Genomic DNA, 16,890 nt, shown 5'->3' on the forward strand with positions numbered 1-16,890 from the left:
GCGTTATTGTTCAAATTCCGGGCGCGGCCGCCAGATCATTAACGTAGCGGCGTACCATGCCGAGGTAACAAACGGCAGATACGATCATCCTATCATCGAAATGTTGCGATCTTGTGATGATGGCTTGCGGATTCCGTGAAATTTTCCAATTGCGGCTGGAAACCGTATATAATGGGGTGGATTTACCGCTGAACCTAACGAATCAATGGAAAGGCAGGATGCTTGCATGGCACATACCTTGCTTCTTGTGGACGATGAACGGAAAGTCATTGAATTTATGGAACCGTTCCTTCGGCAGGAGGGATTTCACATCATTACCGCTTCGACCGGCACGGAGGCTTTGGCCAAAGCGAGAGACGCCAAGCCGTCGCTGGTCGTATTGGATTGGATGCTGCCGGAATTAAGCGGCATTGAAGTATGCCGGGAGCTCAGAAAATCAAGCCGTGTCGGCATTATTATGGTTACCGCGCGGATTGAGGAAACCGATAAGCTGATCGGGCTGGAGGTAGGCGCAGACGATTACATGACCAAGCCTTTCTCCCTGCGGGAGCTGGCTGCGCGTATCCGGTCGGTCCTTCGCAGAATAGAAGGCGAATCGGTTACTGAAGAAATGCTTAAGCGCGGCGATTTAACGATCTCGGAAACCCAATGCCGGGTATGGAAACACGACCGGGAGATCTTGCTTACGCCTACCGAATTCAAGCTGCTCCTGACCCTTGCATCCAGGCCTGGCGTGGTATACAGCCGTCTGCAGCTGCTTCAGGCGGCCATGGAGGATGATATCCACAATGATGAACGGACCGCGGACGCCCATGTCAGCCGGATTCGCAAAAAAATCGAAGATGACCCGGCCGAGCCCGTTTTTATCAAAACGGTGTATGGATTCGGTTACCGGTTTGAGCAGCAGCCATGAGCGTGGGCCGCAAAATCTTCATCGTCCTCTCGTCGTTCATTATCGGTTTCAGCACCGTCTTCGTCCTTCTTACTTATATCGTGATCCGCGATTCCATGGATGTCATGCTGCAAACCTCGCGCGAAGAAGAGCTGGATCAGCTCCAGGACCGGCTGGTCGGCTACTACGTAAAGAATGGGCATACTTTTCGTGCCGTTCAGGATCAGGCATGGTTAGCGGACAGTCCCCGTTCGGCTGACCGCCAGGAGAGCATCCTGCTGGTATCAGGGGAACAAACGACCCTCTTGCATGAGGGGGAGGCTGTAGAGCAGCTGATCAAACGTCTGGGGGTAAAGCGGACGTTGCATGTTGAAGGCGACGCGGTCGCGGAGCTGTATTATTATGATACGGACGTGGCAAAACCTGACCAAGCTTCGGATCGGCACGCCCACATCCATCATCATTCTGCTGTGCGGAGGCACCATCCTCTTCGTCCTGCTATCCCTCGGGGCGGCATACTGGATATCGCGAAGGCTCACGGCGCCCCTGCGCAAACTCGTCCCGGCCATCGAACGCCTCGGTCAAGGCGAGTACGGCATTAAGGCCCCCGTCACCTCGGAGGACGAATACGGGAGGGTCGCCGTCGCTTTTAACGGAATGTCTTCCAAGCTCGAACAATCGGAAATGGTCCGCCGCAATTTGGTGGCTGACGTCGCCCATGAGCTTCGCACACCGCTGACCATCGTGAGGGGAAAGCTGGATCTGCTTCAACAGAATCGGCAGCCGATCGAACCCGAACTGCTGCTTCCCATCCAGGACGAATTGATTCGCTTAACCCGGCTCGTGGGTGACCTCCATCAATTATCTTTAGCCGAAGCGAAGCAGCTGCCGCTGGTTCGAAAACCAACCGATATGCTGGTTCTGCTGAGTCAAATCCGGGAACGGGTAGAGCCTGAGGCGGAGGCCAAAAACTTGGCCCTGCGACTGACGAGCGCTACGGAACGCACCTCCGTACCCGTTGATCCTAGTCGAATCACCCAAGTATTCCTGAATCTGTTCGTCAACGCGATCCGGTATACGCCCCATGGCGGGCTTGTCCATGTTTCGCTGTTAGAGGAGTCCCCATCCGGCATGCTTCGGATCGATATTCGGGATACGGGCCCAGGGATTGAAGAAGAGCATCTTCCTTATCTCTTTGACCGCTTCTACCGCACGGATGAAGCGCGTGCGCGGCATCAAGGCGGCATGGGACTAGGTCTTGCGATTGCCAAGGAATTCATCGTATCTCATGGAGGAACGATTCAGGCAGAGAGCAAGCCGGGGGAGGGTACCACCTTTACGGTCCGGCTGCCGTATCATGATTCGGACCAGGAGCTGCGCGGGACCTAACGGCCGCCATATCTTCCTTCAACCATAAACAGGCCCGGCCGCTATCGGCCGGGCCTGTCATGAACGATTCACTTGCAGGTGGGGCTAACGATGTACGCACCCTAGAATATTTTCTTCGTTTCCCGATCTTCCTTGATAATCTCAACGGCCTCCCGGAAGCGGAGGGAATGAATGATTTCCCGTTCCCGCAAAAATTTGAGACTGTCCTGCAAATCCACGTCGTCGGTCATGTCGATGAGCCATTGATATGTAGCGCGCGCTTTCTCTTCTGCCGCAATGTCCTCGTACAAATCCGCAATCGGATCGCCTTTTGCCTGAATGTAAGTTGCCGTGAACGGAACCCCAGCGGCATTCTCGTAATACAGCGCATGATCGTGATTGGCATAGTGCGCGCCCAATCCGGCTGCCTCCAGCTCCGCCACGCTTGCATCCTTCGTCAATTTGTACACCATCGCGGCAATCATCTCGAGATGTGCGAATTCCTCGGTTCCGATATCGTTGAGCAATCCGATCACTTTGTCTGGAATCGTATACCGCTGGTTCAGATAACGCAGCGCGGCGGCCAGCTCGCCGTCAGCGCCTCCATATTGCTCCATCAAAAATTTTGCCATTCTCGGATCACATTTACTTACGCGCACCGGATACTGAAGTTTTTTTTCATATACCCACATGGGCTCTTCCGCCTCCTTGTTCTCGCTTTTCCTCTTCGTGAGGGCTGCATGCAGGTGGTGAAGCAAGCAGCAGCCCGCTGGCCAACGCCGTCAAACCTGCCAAGGCCATGGGCCTTGGGCCCATTCGAACGGATATCTGGAATAAGCACGGCCAAAATTTTGCAGCGGTCCATACAGCTCCTGGAATTGCTTCGCGAGCACCGTCCTTTCCTGCGTCAACTTGTTGAATTGCTCGATGCTCTTGAGATCATCCGGATGGGTGTCCAAATACAGGTTCAGCTCCACCAGGACAAAATCCAGGGCCTGAAGCTGCTCCAGCATTTCGTAATACTTCCGATCTCCAACCTGGGGTCTGGCTTCGTTCACGGCCGATCACTCTCCTTTAAATTTTCGCGAGGTATACGGACTATACAAGGACGGCCATAACGTTCCGTGTCTCAATGCCTCGGCGGGGCTAAACTGCGGCAGGCCGGGCGGTTGAAACACGACATACTGGTTAACCGGCACCACATACGTTCTGTAGAGCTTGGGCGGGCAAGGATCAAATGGCGAATGAAATACCGAGTATACGCGCACCTCAGGGTTTTCCTTCAAGGGTATTCCTCCTTATCGTTACTATCCGTCATTATCAAGGGCTCTTCGTATTTAACATATGTCTTCCGCCCAGAAAAATGAACTCTAAAATGACAAAAAAACCCTCTTCCCTGGAATATTCCCGGGAAAAGGGTTCGCATCAAGTTGTCCTCAGAATTTGATCTTGATTTGGAACAAGCCCGCTTTACGCATGGCGGAATAGATAATGACGACCAAGGGGCCGATAAAAAATCCGATCACGCCAACCAGCTTAAATCCGACATACATGCTGACCAGGGCCGGTAATGCGCCGATGCCGACGGCATCCCCAATGACCTTCGGCTCCAGCACGCGGCGGATCACCGTAATCAGGATGAACAGGAAAATCAAGCCGATCCCGGTAAAAATATCGCCTACCGCGAGCAGGTAAATGGACCATGGGATCAGTACGGAGCCTACGCCAAGGATCGGCAGGATGTCGACAATCGTGACAAGCAGGGCGATGGCAAGCGGGTAATTGATACCTAATACCAGCAAGCCGAGCAGCGTGATCACGTACGTGAACAAACTAAGGATCAGCTGGGCCCGCAAAAAGCCGAATATCGATTTTTTCAGGCTGAGCAGCACTTCATTCACCTGCGATTGGGAAGACTCGTCGAACAGCGACAATACCTTTTCGCGCATCGTATCGAGGCTGAACGCAAACAAGTATACCGCCACGCAGAATACGATGAACGTGACAAACAGGTTAGGCAGCGTTTTGGCAAAGGACAGGAAGGTTGAAGATACCGAATTGACCAGCGACTGCACATAGGAAGAAATATTCGACATAAATTCGGTAAGACTGTCGGCAAGGCCCGGCGAAACGCCGTTCAGCATGTCCTGAGCCTGAATAATCGTATGCTGAAGGAATTCATTGGCCCCCGCAAAATATTGCGGAGCCCTGCTCCAGTATTCCACCAGCTGGTTAAACACCTGAAGCCCGATCAGATAAGCCAGAAGCAGCATCAAGAGAAGAAATAGCGTGCTGGTCACGGTTGCGGCCGCAATGCGGTTTAGCCGGAGCCTTTTCATCAAGAGCCGATTTAACGGCTCCAGTGCAATAGCAATCACGATAGCCAACAGGAACGGAGCTCCGACTGTAAACATTCCGTACAGCAACAGGAGCCCCAAACCGATAAAGATCAGCTGCTTAATCGACATAATCCACTTCCTAACCAATAGAGTCTTGCTAGTTCTGGGTGAGGCTGCTTTCCAGCTTCTGATGAATCATGACGCGGGTTACGCGTAACCGGGTAGACTCCTCAACTTCAAAGACCACCCCGTCAAAGGTGGTTTTCTTCCCGACTGCCGGGTTCCCTTCCAGCTCCTTGAACAACCAACCGCCAATGGAATCGACGTCATGCTCATCAATCATCAAGCCGGTCAAATCATTCACTTCTTCGATGAGCATTCGCCCGTCTACCGAAAAGGACTCATCATACACTTCGATTTCCGGCCGCTCGTCTTCGAACTCATCGTACAGGTCCCCGACAATCTCTTCCAGAATCTTCTCAGCCGTGAGAATGCCGGCGGTCCCTCCGTATTCGTCCACCACGAGCGCAAGCTGCTCATGTCTCGCCTGCATCTTCCGCAGCACCTGGCTGATCTCCATAGATTCCGATACGTCCATAATCGGTCTCACCAAGGATGTCAGATCACGCTGTTTCTCCGGCTCTGCCAGAAGGAGATCCGTAATGTGGACAAATCCGATGATGCGGTCCTTGTTGTCCGTGGCAACCGGGTAACGGGAATGCTTCGTCTCGTTGACGATCCGAAGGTTCTCCTCCAAGGTAAAATTGGTGAACAATACGTCCATATCCGTCCTCGGCAGCATAATTTCCCTGGCTCTCAAATCGGAAAAATCGAACAGGTTGTCCATCAATTTCATCTCGTTCTCGTCGATGACACCGCTCCGTGCGCTCTCGGTCATCAGAATCCGAATCTCTTCCTCGGAGTGGGCTGCCTCGGCCTCGCTTGCGGGCTCGATGCCGACCAGCTTCAGAATACGGTTAGCGGAAGCATTGAGCACCCAGATCACCGGCAGAAAAATGCGGTAAAACCAGAGAAGCGGGGCTGACAGAAGCAGTGCCGTGCCCTCCGTCCGCTGAATAGCCAAAGATTTCGGTGCAAGCTCCCCTAACACAATATGCAAAAAGGTGATAATACAGAAGCCCACCGCGACCGATATCGTGCTGATCAATCGCTCATCCGCAAAGCCGATGCTGTGCATGATGGGAGCTACCAGCAATTCGGAAATGGCGGGCTCCCCGATCCAGCCGAGTCCCAGGGAAGTCAGGGTAATCCCGAGTTGGGTGGCGGATAAATAAGCATCCAGCTTTTGGTTTACTTTCAGCGCAATGCCGGCAAGCCGGTGCCCTTCGCTAACGAGCTGGGTCAGCCTGGATTGGCGCATTTTCACGAGTGAAAATTCGGCGGCTACAAACACGCCGTTCAACAAAACGAGCAGGAAAACCAAGAGTAAATTCAAAATCAGTTTCCCGACCTCAAATTCCTCTGCCATGATGACACGCCTTCTTTCTAGGGTTCTAGTTTGTCTTTGCTTTTCTCGACTTGAAATCCACACCCCGATAGTACATGTCGGCTACCAACAGGTTCGGGCCGCAGCAGCTCACTGCATCGCAGTGACAGTTGACCGTTTGATTCAACGGATGCCCTGTAGACCATGCGTCAAAAATATCGTCCAGCTTCTGTTCCTTAATATTACCAAAAGCCGGGATATCAGCAAAATCCGTTACGTACACGTCGCCCGAGAATAAATTCACATTCACCCGGTTACGGCCATCCGGATCGTTCCGCACCGTTACGTTCGGTTCTTGCCGCAAGCGGCGAATGATCTCCTGGTCATGATCGTCCGAGCTGCAGGCATAGAACGGCAGCGTTCCGAACAGCATCCACATGTCCCTGTCTCGGACATCCAGCAAATGATGGATGGCGGCTTTCGTATCGGCCAAAGACAAGACGGGCAGCGCGGATGCAAAGTTCGAAGCATACATCGGGTGAACCTCGTGCCGCTTGCAGCCCATGTCCTTGATCAGCTTATGAATGCCGCCCAGTTTCGTATGCGTTCTGTAGTTAATCATTGATTCGGCGGATATGTACATGCCGGCCGCGCTCAGCTTCTCGGAATTGACCAGCATCGTGTCGTACATCTTGTATGCCGTTTCCTTGGAGACAGGGCGAGCGCTATTCGCAAATCCGACCTCATAAAAGTCGTCCCCGTTCAAGTAATTGAACGAAATATGCATAACGTCCAGATAGGGCAGCATCTTCTCGTACCTGCCGATATCCAGCGTCAGATTGGAGTTGATCTGAGTCCGGATTCCCCGTTCCTTGGCGTACTTGAGCAGGGGAACAATCACGTTATCCACCGTTTTGCCCAAAAACGCCGGTTCACCGCCCGTCAAGCTGATCGTCTGCAGATGCTCTACCTCATCCAGCCGCTTCAGCATCGTACCCACGGGCAGCATCGGGGCTTCCTTCATGACGAGCATATCACCGACAGCGCAATGCTCGCAGCGCATATTGCACAGATGCGTCACTGTCATTTCCACGCTGGTCAGCACGTGGCGGCCATGCTCTCGCAGGGAAGTTATCGGATCCCACGGATCATAACTCGGCGAAATAGGCCTTACGGCTGATGGAAACGGCTGTGCTGTATTACTCATGGTTCACTCACCTTATTTCTTTGAATTACCGATTCAGTCAGTACAACTTGCTTGGATGTACTCTACGGTTTTGATAATGTCCATTATATGATTATAACATACCCAAACAGAAGGCTTCTGCTTGGTTCGGCTGGAAATCATCCGGCTTCCCCCCGTTTGTCTGAACGTTCCTTGGAAGCAAGCTTAGATGCCGGAAACATCCATGCGGGACTCCACCAATTCGCTCTGCCCAGCATCTTCATGAATGCAGGCACAAGCAGCACCCGAATCACGGTCGCGTCCAGCAGAATGGCTGCTGTCAGGCCTAAACCGATCGCTTTCATCACTTCATTGTCCGTAAATACGAAGGCACCCACAACGACGGCCAGAATCAGAGCCGCGCTGGTAATCAAACCGCCCGTACTCTCCAAGCCCTCGGCCGTGCTGAATTCGTTATCCCCCGTCCGTTCATAGTTCTCCATGATCCGCGAGAGCATCATGACTTCATAGTCCATCGATATGCCGAACACCACGCAGAATATCAGGACCGGCAAAAGCGCGAAGATGGACCCTGTAGAGGAAACGCCCAGCCACTCCGCACCAATGCCCTCCTGAAATACCCACACCACGATACCGAGTCCGGCGCCCAGGCTGAGCATGTTCATGACGCTGGCCTTTAAGGGGAGCACGATCGACCGGAATGCGAAGAGGAGGATGATATAAGTCACCGCAAATACAAATACCAGGACGTAGGAAATGTTCTGCTGGATGGCTTCCATGATGTCCAGTTTATACGCGGGGCTGCCGGTGACATAGGTCTTCAGTTCATTCGTATCCATGGTCCGCAGCGCTTGGACAAGCTGCATCGTGAGTGCATGGGATTCCTCATGCTCCGGAGTCACGGCAACGGCTGCCATATTTCCTCTGACAAAACGATGCTGCTCCAGCTGCTGGCGGATCTCTTGGCGGGACAGAACGTTTGATACTTCCTCCACCGAACCCCTGCCAACGCTCAGATAACTCTCTACCCGCTTCACGCCTGGCATGAGCCTGATTTCATCCGTGTACGCCTTCATCAGCTCGATGCTGTGCGGATCCGCATAGGAGGACGGAAGCTCCACCGCCACAACGATCGAATTCAATTCGCGTTCGTCATAAGCCTGCGTAAGCAGGTCGTGGCCATAACGGGATTCATAGGCGGGGGGCAGCACTTCGGCAGCGGGGATGGCAATGCTCATGTTTCGGACCGGATAGATCGCTACCAGCAGCAAACCGATCGCTGCTACAGAGATGGTCACGGGATGGGCCATAACAAAACCGGAGATCCTTCTCCACATACCCGAGGTCTGCCGGCCCCGAAGCGACCGGAGTTTGGCCGGAAAGAGAGGGAGCGCATCGATGCGGGGGCCCAGCATCCCCAATAAAGCCGGAAGAAGCGTGTTGCCGGCCAGTACCGAGAACAGTACGACGGTAATGCCGCCTATGCTGAAAGAGCGGAAGATCGGCAGGTCGATGAAACTCATCGCCACAAAACCGATCAACACGGCAGCACCCGAGAACATCACTGCTTTGCCAGCGGTTGCGCAAGTGATAGCCAGGGCGGATCCCACATCCCCGCTCCGTGTCCGCAATTCTTCTTTGAAGCGGCTAACGATCAGCAAGGCATAATCAATGCCTACGGCCAGACCCAGCATCGTGACGACATTCGGAAGAAAATTGCTGATCGAGCCGTCGGCCAAAGCGACAAAATACAGAATGCCCATCGTGACCACCACGCTGACAATTCCGGCGATTAAAGGAAGAAGCGCGGCAGTCAATGTGCCGAATACGACCGCCAGGATGAGCAAGGCTGCAGGAATGCCTATCATTTCCGCATGGATAATATCGCTCTTAACGGCTTGATTCATATCGGCGAAGATGGCGGTATTTCCCGTTATGTACGTATCCGCTCCCGTGATGTCGGGAACCGAGTCTCTGATCTCTTCAAACTGCTGCAGGGCTTTCGAGGAATCCAGATCCAGCAGCACCGTCACGGATACGATATGATCCTGGCCTGCCTTATGAGCTGCCATATTCATATACATATCCTTGACATATGGGCGGTCCCGCAAAGGCGCAAGCTCCGTCAGTATCCGCCTCTGCGCCGTCCCTGCCGTCAGGTTCTCATCGTGTCGACTGACAACGACGATATCCAGCGAGGCTGCCGACAATCCCAGACCTTCCTCCAGCTTCTTGATTCCGATCTGGGCCGGGCTATCCTTCGGCGTAAACCCGTTATGCTGCAATATGGACGGCAGCTTGAACGCAAACGGAAGCAGCACGCAAAACAAAATAAGCCAGGTTACAACAATGGCTTTACGGTAGCGGTAAATCAGTCGCCCCCATGTATGCAGCAATGTTGCATGGCCGTTACGTCTCACGAGTCAACCTCCTTATGCTCCAGTTTGATCTATGGTGCTCTGTCCGATGCCGGCGATCATAACGGCCAGCGTCTCAGATAAATCCACTTCGTAAGGCGCGGATAACGGGGTGCCCTCGGCATCCGTCAATACGCGGACAACGGGGCGATGCGGCACATGCGCGTGGATCCTGGATACCACTCCATTCTCACCCGTATGCAATTTCACGGTGATCCCGGGAGGATATATCGCTACCCGATCCCGAAACATGGCCAGGAATGATTGTTCATACAGCGTTCCCGATCCGGCGTACATGACCTCCACCGCTTCGTGCGGCAGCAATGCAGGCTTGTACACCCGCTGCGTGGTCATCGCGTCGTAAGAATCCGTAATCGCGATCCATTTGGCGTATTCATGGATGTCAGGTCCCTTCAAAGACCGGGGATAACCGCTGCCATCCAGGCGCTCATGATGTGACAGGGCGCAATGCGCCGATAACAGCGGAATGTTGGGCTCGTCCTTCAATATTTTGAAGCCGATCTCGGTGTGCTTCTGGACCTCGCGAAATTCCTCCTCGCTAAGCCGTCCTGGATGGTTCAGCAGCTTCTGGCTTATCCGCGTTTTGCCGATATCGTGCAGCAGGGCCCCCAGGCCGAGCACCCTCAGCTCTTCCCGGTTATACCCGTAAGACACGCCAAGAACCGTCGAGTAGACGCATACGTTCAGAGAATGACGGTACAGGTTGTAATCGTTCGTATTCATATCGGTCAGCAGCACCATGCCCTCATCATGCTCCGAAATTTCATCCATAACGGACTCCATCATCCCGGAGAACGTTTTGCCCAAATGAAGGAAGCTGCCTTTCAGAGCAGCCTGGCTCTCCAGGTTCTTGAAGCTGGTCCGAATCGATTGGATCGCCTGCAGCCGCGTCTCTTCGGTCAACAGCTCCGGAACCACGATATCCTCCGTCATCGGATCCTCGATGTATACATACCCGAGTTCCAGCGTGCCCAGACGGCGGATCAGCCCGGCTGTCAGTTCCACGCCCTCGGCAAGCAGGATTAAACCGTCACTATTGTATATTTTCTTACCAAGAACCATGCCCGGCCTCAACGCGTTGATAGGTATAAGACGCAAAATCCGTCACTTCCTCTGCTATTCTGAAACTTGTGTGGGATATAGCGTCTAGTCTTCAGTGGATCACGATACGAAGAAGCCGGATCTCCTTCTTGTGTCTACTCCTGCTTAATGCATGATGAACAGCCAAAAAACGGCGGCGAGACCAAAACGGTAGATCGCAAAATGAGTAAGCCTTATCTTCTGTATGAGTTTCATGAAGGCCAAGACGACAAAATAAGCGACAACAAACGAAACGATAAAACCGGCTAGAAATACGCCGATCGTATCTAAAGTAAAATATCGGTAAGAATCCAGCAATTCATATCCCGATGCGGCACACATGATGGGAATTGCGATAATAAACGAAAAATCGGCCGATGCCTTATAACTCACACCGCTAAGCATACCCCCGGAGATCGTGGACCCCGAACGGGAAAAGCCCGGCCATAAGACGGATATGATCTGGTAGATCCCAATCAGAAAGGCCTGCTTATATGTCAAATCATCCATATCATGCGTGGTCACTTGGACTTTATGCTTATTGTACCATTCCGCAAAAATCATAAAAATGCCGCCGGCAACGAGCGCAAACAGCACCGTCTGCGCATGGAACAGGCTTTTGATGAAATCCCTCGCAAAAAACGCAACCAGCAGGGCCGGAGCAATCCCCAAAAATATATGCATCAGATTCAATCGCCTCCGAGGCACTTTCCGGGTCAACGGCTCGCTTCGGCTCCACCCGAGCAGATTCAAAATCCGATTCCAATAAACAATCGCGATCGCCAAAATGGCTCCCAGCTGAATGACAACCTCAAACGTCTTCATGATCGGTGTTTGGTCATCGTAACCGAGCACCTTGGTCGTCAAAATCATGTGGCCCGTGGAAGACACCGGAATGAATTCGGTTAGTCCTTCCACGATCCCCAGTATGATGGATGTGATAAAATCCATGTCCTACCCCTCCCCTTACCTTTGTCCTCCTCATATGTATGCTCGGCCAAAGGAAGTTAGTCGGGGGTTGTCAGGATATCCAGCGTGAAATCATGGACTCTTCAAGCGATCCGGGACGCGAAAGCTCGCTCCGCAGCAGGTCTCGAATAAACTCGGGCAGCATATAAACCGTATCCGTTCCAAGCGCCAGGGTCTCGTATCCGATTTTAAAAGTAAACATGTCGAGCGTTCCTACATGATATTCCCGCTGCCATTCCAGCGGTTGTCCCTTGAAGGAGATTTGCGTGATCTTCCGGTAAGGCTCTCCAGCCTTGTCATATCGGATCTTTAATCCATCGACGGCCAGGCCCCCTAACAGATACCCGCGGAAGCCGAAGCCCATGATCTTCTTCCCGCTAAACTCCGGAAGCAGACTCTCTTCAAGCGCCTGATAGATGTGTTCTCCCCGCAATTTCACGACACAGGGATTAATCGGTGACGGGCACAAACCATGCAGCATCCCGGTGCTGATTTCGCCCTCCGGCAGCGGTCCCAGCAGCTGCCCGGAATTGACGATCGCAATTTCGGCACCCGTGTGCTGCAGCACGGCTTGAGCCAACAGGTTCGCAAACGGCGATTCCTCCTCATAATGGATCGGCAGGCTGCGGTCGATTACGGCCACGGCTTCGGTTAACTTCTCCTTGGCCAGCTCATGATGTTTCAGGATGGCCTGCTCCACGATGGGCTCCATCAAGCTTTTATCCACAGGCAGTAAGGTTCCCTCTACGCATGTAAACCGTTCACCAACGTCATTTCGCTCCATAACGAGGCGACCTACGTATTGTCCGAATTTGCCCGCGCCGCATACGGCTGTCTTCCCGATCATTAGCGGCTCCTCAAGGATGTGATGGGTATGGCCGCCAAGTATGACATCAATGCCTTCTACATGTTCTGCTAATCTTTTATCAATCGTTAGTCCTAAATGGGATAAAACGATAACGATATCACACTGACCCTGAAGCGCTCGAACCTGTTCGGCGATGGCCTCCACCGGGTCTCCTGCTTCCCAGCCTAACAATTGATAAAATCCTGCAAAAGCTGCCGTCGCGCCGGTGAGCCCGATCGAAATGCCATCCCGCTCCAGGATCACATGCCTTTTCATCCATGAAGGAGGACCGCCACTCTCCGTCTCCCTGATGTTGCAGCAAACGACGGGGCACTGCAGTCCGGCATATACATGCTCCAGAACATCATACGAAATGGTCAGGCCTTCGTTATTGCCGATCGTAATCGCGTCGTATCCTGTCAAATTAATGACATCCACATTCGCTTGCCCCATTGAGCCTTCGGTTTCCACCGATGCGCGATCCATATGGTCTCCGATATCCAGCACGATCGACTTATCGCCGGCAGCCGTCTTTTCCCGGGAAATAAGTGCCGCCACATTGCTCATCATCTCGAAATGGCTGTGTATATCGTTGGTATATAATATGGTCAGCTTTTGTTTATTGCTTTTAAGCCCCATCTGGCGGCCCCCTCCCAAGTTACTTTTACGATAATTTCCGGTCTTACAAGCATAACATTTTAGCGAAGAATATGGTATATTGTAGCCCATAAGAATTACGAGGTGATCAAAATGTCGACAACCATTTCCATACTGCTATTCGCCGGATTAGCCGATCGCATCGGCACGGCTTCACTTGCATTCAGCGTACCCGCCCTTCCCCTTACGACCGGGGATTTGAAGCTGCTTCTTAGCGAAGCTTATCCTGATGCCCAATCCCAGATTGCCACGGCCTTCGTTGCGGTCAATCAAGAATATGCGCAGCCGGATCAGCTTATTCAGAGCGGGGACGAGGTGGCTCTGATTCCGCCTGTGTCCGGCGGAGACGGAACCAACTTGCAGGACACAGACTCCAGTTCCTCGTCAGACGGAACGTGCACCATCACCTGCCACCGGCTGTCCGTGGAAGAAACCATCGCCAAAGTGCATGATGATAACCATGGCGCAACGCTTTCCTTTGTAGGCACGACGCGGGAGATAACCGGTCAGATGCGAACGGTAACGCTGGAGTATGAAGCTTACATTCCGATGGCCCTGAAAGAAATGCAGCAAATCTGCATGGACATCCACGGCCGATGGCCCGGCACGAAATGCGCGATTTCCCACCGTATCGGTACGGTCGGAATCGGGGAAACCAGCGTCGTTATCGCCGTATCTTCACCGCATCGGGAAACATGTTACGAAGCAAGCCGATATGCCATCGAGCAGTTGAAGCGATCCGTTCCGATCTGGAAAAAGGAGATATGGGACGATGGATCCGAGTGGAAAGGGGCGCAGACCGGACCCTGGGACCCAATGGCTAGGCAATAAGTCTCGATTATATCATTGTAAAACCATAATTTTCTTGCTAAGATAGTTTTGATCTTTTTACTTATATAAGGGCAAGAGGTGCAATGATTTGAGAGTACATGTCACGGACCTGAAACCCGGTGATCAAATACAGCAGGATGCTTACAACACTAACGGCGTTCATGTTCTGCAAAAAGGAGCTTTGCTACGTTCAGAGGATATATCCAAGCTATTGCAGCACGGCATCGATTACATAGAAATACAGCCGCGCGCGCTGTCCGTATCCCTCGATCCGTTATCTGAAATTTCGGACTCGTTCAACAAGGTTAAACCTCACTTTAACCTTGCGTTTGACGGATGCTCCGCCTTATTTACGGAAGCATCCCAATCCGGAAAGTTCAATGAATCCCTTGTAGACGATGTTTTCCAGCCACTGGTCGGCTCGCTGAACGAGCATACGGATGTGGTATCCCTGCTTCTGCTGTTTAATGGAACAGACGATTATACCTACAGGCATTCCATTCAAGTAGGGATGCTATCCTACTACATCGCGGATTGGATGGGTTACTCCGGCAAGGAAGCCTATGAAATCGGCAAGGCAGGCTATCTCCATGATATCGGCAAGAGTAAGATTTCAAGGGATATCCTGGACAAGCCCGGCAAGCTGACCCCCGAGGAATTCGAGGAAGTGAAGCTGCACACCATCTATGGTTACGAGATGATCGCCGAATCCATGGATGACAAGGTGACCGCCATGGTCGCGCTTCAGCACCATGAACGGGATGACCGTTCGGGCTATCCGCGAGCGCTCCATGCAGACCAGATTCATCCGTACTCTCATATTTGCGCGGTAGCCGATGTCTACAGCGCCATGACAACGAACCGGGTCTATCAGTCCAAGCAGCAGCTGCTAACCGTTCTGCGCGAGCTGTACAGTCTCAGCTTCGGGAAGCTGAACGGCAAGCCGACGCACGCTTTCATTCAGCAAATGCTGCCGAATTTCATCGGCAAAAAGGTTCTGCTGACGACGGGCGAATCCGGCATCATCGTCATGAACCATCCTTCGGATTACTTCCGTCCGCTTGTAAAGACCGATGATCGTTTCATCGACCTCTCCAAGGAATATCATACCGAGATTCAAGAGATTCTGTTGTGACCTGTGTTCCTAAAGATAATCCGGAAGCTGCTAAATCGCTTGCTTCCCTGCTCGAATAACCAGTATTGCCGTCAGCCTTGAGGCTGGCGTTTTTAGCGTCTGCCTTGTGACGGTTTTCACATCAAATCTTATTGAATTTTGGCAAAATCGAAGACGTATCCAACCGGCCTGTGCAATCTATAAATGTCTTCGTCCGCGTCTCGGTGCCATTCCCATAAACGTTCAAGCACAAAAAAAGAGCGAATCACCCATCCCTGAGTGATTCGCTCCTGTCTTCATATGAACTACTTAGCCGATGGAACCTTCCATTTCGAACTTGATCAGGCGGTTCATTTCAACGGCATACTCCATCGGAAGTTCTTTGGTGAACGGCTCGATGAAGCCCATAACGATCATCTGCGTAGCTTCGTCTTCCGTAAGTCCGCGGCTCATGAGGTAGAACAACTGATCCTCGGATACCTTGGAGACGGTCGCCTCATGCTCCAGCGTAATGTTGTCGTTCTTGATTTCGTTGTAAGGAATCGTATCGGACGTCGACTCGTTATCAAGAATGAGTGTATCGCACTTAATGTTCGCTTTCGCGCCTTCCGCATTGCGGCCGAACGAGGCGAGACCGCGGTATGTTACTTTACCGCCATGCTTACTGATCGATTTCGATACGATCGTGGACGTCGTATCCGGCGCCAGGTGGAGCATTTTCGCCCCAGCGTCCTGATGCTGACCTTTGCCCGCAACCGCGATGGAAAGCACCATACCTTTGGCACCGCGTCCTTTCAGGACGACAGCAGGGTATTTCATCGTCAGCTTGGAGCCGATGTTACCATCCACCCATTCCATCGTTGCGTTCTCTTCCGCAACCGCGCGCTTTGTTACGAGGTTGTAGATGTTTGGTGCCCAGTTCTGAATCGTCGTGTAGCGAACACGCGCGTTCTTTTTGCAGATGATCTCAACCACGGCGCTGTGAAGCGAGTTCGTGCTGTAGATCGGAGCCGTACAGCCTTCAACGTAATGCACGAAGCTGTCCTCGTCGGCAATGATCAGCGTGCGTTCGAACTGACCCATGTTCTCGGAGTTGATCCGGAAGTAGGCTTGCAGCGGAATTTCGCACTGTACGCCTTTCGGCACATAGATGAAGCTTCCCCCGGACCATACCGCACTGTTCAAAGCCGCGAATTTGTTATCCGTCGGAGGTACGACCGTTGCAAAGTACTCTTTCAGAATCTCCGGATGCTCTCTAAGAGCCGTGTCGGTATCCATGAAGATAACGCCTTGATCCTCTAGATCCTTTTGCATATTGTGGTAGACCACTTCGGATTCGTACTGCGCGGATACGCCCGCCAGGAACTTCTGCTCTGCTTCAGGAATACCCAACTTATCGAAGGTTTCCTTGATCTCGGCCGGTACTTCCTCCCACGTCTTGCCTTGCTTCTCGGAAGGTCTTACATAATACTGGATATCGTTGAAATCCAGCTCGTCGAGATCGCCGCCCCAACGAGGCATCGGCATTTTCTCGAACTGCTCCAGAGCCTTCAAACGGAATTCCAGCATCCATTCCGGCTCGTTCTTGATTTTGGATATTTCCGTAACGACTTCACGCGTCAAACCTTTACCGGTTTGGAAAATAGCCTTGTGCTCGTCACGGAAACCATATTTATACTCTTCCATTTCTGGCGCTTTTTTAGCCATTTAACTTACCTCCCT

At 52.5% G+C, this 16,890-nt stretch carries 16 protein-coding genes; 5 read left to right on the forward strand and 11 right to left on the reverse strand.

The features are described 5' to 3' along the window. Window positions 1-226: 226 nt before the first annotated feature. Genes AC3RCL_RS24430 through AC3RCL_RS24440 form a run of 3 tightly spaced genes read left to right on the forward strand, consistent with a single transcriptional unit; the run spans window position 227 to window position 2,281 of the window. Window positions 227-913 carry a response regulator gene (locus AC3RCL_RS24430; RefSeq protein WP_492532523.1) on the forward strand — a complete coding sequence of 229 codons (687 nt, stop codon included), beginning with the start codon at window positions 227-229 and terminating at the stop codon, window positions 911-913. Next, window positions 910-1,494, forward strand: a complete 585-nt coding sequence (locus AC3RCL_RS24435; RefSeq protein ID WP_492532525.1) for a hypothetical protein — start codon at window positions 910-912, stop codon at window positions 1,492-1,494. Before AC3RCL_RS24430 ends, AC3RCL_RS24435 begins: the two co-directional genes overlap by 4 nt. Further along, complete coding sequence (locus AC3RCL_RS24440; protein WP_492536461.1) at window positions 1,460-2,281, forward strand: HAMP domain-containing sensor histidine kinase; 822 nt, start codon at window positions 1,460-1,462, stop codon at window positions 2,279-2,281. The genes AC3RCL_RS24435 and AC3RCL_RS24440 overlap by 35 nt, the downstream gene beginning before the upstream one ends. 101 nt (window positions 2,282-2,382) lie before the next feature. Here AC3RCL_RS24440 and AC3RCL_RS24445 read toward each other — a convergent pair whose 3' ends face one another. The 10 genes from AC3RCL_RS24445 to AC3RCL_RS24490 form a co-directional block, all read right to left on the reverse strand. Then, the gene (locus AC3RCL_RS24445) at window positions 2,383-2,952 is read right to left on the reverse strand and encodes a manganese catalase family protein (RefSeq protein ID WP_096776327.1); all 570 of its coding nucleotides are present in this window, start codon (window positions 2,950-2,952) and stop codon (window positions 2,383-2,385) included. A gap of 90 nt (window positions 2,953-3,042) precedes the next feature. Then, entirely contained in the window at window positions 3,043-3,318 is a 276-nt protein-coding gene (locus AC3RCL_RS24450; protein WP_492532527.1) for a spore coat protein CotJB, read from the reverse strand. A gap of 6 nt (window positions 3,319-3,324) precedes the next feature. Then, entirely contained in the window at window positions 3,325-3,546 is a 222-nt protein-coding gene (locus tag AC3RCL_RS24455; RefSeq protein ID WP_492532529.1) for a spore coat associated protein CotJA, read from the reverse strand. A 150-nt stretch (window positions 3,547-3,696) separates the two neighbouring features. Further along, the gene (gene ytvI / locus AC3RCL_RS24460) at window positions 3,697-4,728 is read right to left on the reverse strand and encodes a sporulation integral membrane protein YtvI (RefSeq protein ID WP_009595724.1); all 1,032 of its coding nucleotides are present in this window, start codon (window positions 4,726-4,728) and stop codon (window positions 3,697-3,699) included. A gap of 28 nt (window positions 4,729-4,756) precedes the next feature. Next, window positions 4,757-6,088: a hemolysin family protein gene (locus AC3RCL_RS24465; RefSeq protein WP_492532531.1), complete on the reverse strand. Its 1,332-nt coding sequence runs from the start codon at window positions 6,086-6,088 to the stop codon at window positions 4,757-4,759. Window positions 6,089-6,113: 25 nt separating this feature from the next. Further along, window positions 6,114-7,253: a radical SAM/CxCxxxxC motif protein YfkAB gene (yfkAB, locus tag AC3RCL_RS24470; protein ID WP_492532533.1), complete on the reverse strand. Its 1,140-nt coding sequence runs from the start codon at window positions 7,251-7,253 to the stop codon at window positions 6,114-6,116. Between the two features lie 137 nt (window positions 7,254-7,390). Then, window positions 7,391-9,652: an MMPL family transporter gene (locus AC3RCL_RS24475; RefSeq protein ID WP_492532535.1), complete on the reverse strand. Its 2,262-nt coding sequence runs from the start codon at window positions 9,650-9,652 to the stop codon at window positions 7,391-7,393. A gap of 12 nt (window positions 9,653-9,664) precedes the next feature. Beyond that, entirely contained in the window at window positions 9,665-10,768 is a 1,104-nt protein-coding gene (locus AC3RCL_RS24480; RefSeq protein WP_492532537.1) for an HD-GYP domain-containing protein, read from the reverse strand. Between the two features lie 108 nt (window positions 10,769-10,876). Continuing rightward, entirely contained in the window at window positions 10,877-11,701 is an 825-nt protein-coding gene (locus tag AC3RCL_RS24485) for an undecaprenyl-diphosphate phosphatase (RefSeq protein ID WP_492532539.1), read from the reverse strand. 70 nt (window positions 11,702-11,771) lie between these two features. After that, entirely contained in the window at window positions 11,772-13,205 is a 1,434-nt protein-coding gene (locus AC3RCL_RS24490) for a bifunctional metallophosphatase/5'-nucleotidase (protein ID WP_492532541.1), read from the reverse strand. A 111-nt stretch (window positions 13,206-13,316) separates the two neighbouring features. Here AC3RCL_RS24490 and moaD point away from each other — a divergent pair, with 111 nt between their 5' ends. Both moaD and AC3RCL_RS24500 read left to right on the forward strand, forming a co-directional pair. Beyond that, entirely contained in the window at window positions 13,317-14,054 is a 738-nt protein-coding gene (gene moaD / locus AC3RCL_RS24495; RefSeq protein WP_492532543.1) for a molybdopterin converting factor subunit 1, read from the forward strand. Between the two features lie 88 nt (window positions 14,055-14,142). Continuing rightward, window positions 14,143-15,189, forward strand: coding sequence for an HD-GYP domain-containing protein (locus tag AC3RCL_RS24500; RefSeq protein ID WP_096776336.1), 1,047 nt, complete (start codon window positions 14,143-14,145; stop codon window positions 15,187-15,189). A gap of 288 nt (window positions 15,190-15,477) precedes the next feature. Here the strand turns inward: AC3RCL_RS24500 and sufB are convergent, their stop codons facing one another. Beyond that, window positions 15,478-16,875, reverse strand: a complete 1,398-nt coding sequence (gene sufB, locus AC3RCL_RS24505) for a Fe-S cluster assembly protein SufB (RefSeq protein WP_015737014.1) — start codon at window positions 16,873-16,875, stop codon at window positions 15,478-15,480. Window positions 16,876-16,890: the final 15 nt, after the last annotated feature.

The organism is Paenibacillus sp. MT86 (assembly GCF_058792535.1).

Bases quoted from the DNA above. Each gene is read 5' to 3' on its own strand.
- AC3RCL_RS24435 (WP_492532525.1), top strand. From the start codon at position 910: ATGAGCGTGGGCCGCAAAATCTTCATCGTCCTCTCGTCGTTCATTATC.
- AC3RCL_RS24485 (WP_492532539.1), bottom strand. From the start codon at position 11,701: ATGGATTTTATCACATCCATCATACTGGGGATCGTGGAAGGACTAACC.
- AC3RCL_RS24490 (WP_492532541.1), bottom strand. From the start codon at position 13,205: ATGGGGCTTAAAAGCAATAAACAAAAGCTGACCATATTATATACCAAC.
- AC3RCL_RS24445 (WP_096776327.1), bottom strand. From the start codon at position 2,952: ATGTGGGTATATGAAAAAAAACTTCAGTATCCGGTGCGCGTAAGTAAA.
- AC3RCL_RS24430 (WP_492532523.1), top strand. From the start codon at position 227: ATGGCACATACCTTGCTTCTTGTGGACGATGAACGGAAAGTCATTGAA.
- yfkAB (WP_492532533.1), bottom strand. From the start codon at position 7,253: ATGAGTAATACAGCACAGCCGTTTCCATCAGCCGTAAGGCCTATTTCG.
- sufB (WP_015737014.1), bottom strand. From the start codon at position 16,875: ATGGCTAAAAAAGCGCCAGAAATGGAAGAGTATAAATATGGTTTCCGT.
- ytvI (WP_009595724.1), bottom strand. From the start codon at position 4,728: ATGTCGATTAAGCAGCTGATCTTTATCGGTTTGGGGCTCCTGTTGCTG.
- AC3RCL_RS24465 (WP_492532531.1), bottom strand. From the start codon at position 6,088: ATGGCAGAGGAATTTGAGGTCGGGAAACTGATTTTGAATTTACTCTTG.
- moaD (WP_492532543.1), top strand. From the start codon at position 13,317: ATGTCGACAACCATTTCCATACTGCTATTCGCCGGATTAGCCGATCGC.